Raw genomic sequence first — 724 nt, forward strand, 5'->3', positions numbered from 1 at the left:
TGCTCGGCCAGACCGTGCTGGGTGGCCAGACGGCGTGGAACGCGCAGCGCGGGCTGGCCGTCGCCGCCGGCCTGATCGCCGGCGTGGCCAACATGCTGACCTCGTCCGTCGAGGACCATCTGGTCGACAACGCGTCGGCCCGTCGCATGCAGCAGGCCGATCCGTCGCACGTGACGCACATTCACCTCGAGTCGCGCAACCCGTTGACCCCGGCCGAGTTGGGGCGCCAGGCCGAACGTGTCGATGCGCGTGTGTTCAACATGATGATTCCGGCCTTTCTGGCGATGGGCCTCATGCAGGCCCTCAAGCCGGCGATGAATGACGCTGGCACGCCGCAGGGTGGGCAGTACGCGGTGCAAGCGACCGTCAATGCGCTGAGCGCCGGGCTGCTGCTCGGCAGCCTGCTCGCATTGACCGTGAAGAGCTACCAACTCAACGACGGCGTGCGTGGCCACCGCGCGCGCCAGCCCTGAGCGATGGAGAGAACGTCCGTGTCCAACCCGTCCATTTCAGATCGGGCGCTGCCCTGGCTGCGCGCCGTGGCGGCCGCACTGGGCCTGAGCGAGCCCGACCAGAAGGTGTGCGTCGACCAGGCCGGCATGTTGCTCGGCGACGTGCCTGTTTCATGGTTGCCGACGCTGACCGGCGGCGATACGCAACTGGCGGCGCTGGCCGTTGTGGGCCCCGTGGGCGCGCCGGGCGAGGCTGCTGCAACGCTCGAGGC

Annotated in this window: 2 protein-coding genes; both read left to right on the top strand. The window is 69.3% G+C overall.

Features of this window, described 5'->3' with window-relative positions; genetic code table 11:
* Window positions 1-473: hypothetical protein (locus AC1DYI_RS37535; RefSeq protein WP_477209131.1), on the top strand; the 473-nt coding region annotated here is incomplete at its 5' end.
* 18 nt (window positions 474-491) lie between these two features.
* Window positions 492-724, top strand: a 233-nt coding sequence (locus tag AC1DYI_RS37540; RefSeq protein WP_477209132.1) for a hypothetical protein, incomplete at its 3' end; no start/stop codon positions are given.

It is taken from the genome of Ideonella sp. P3_A4 (assembly GCF_056403075.1).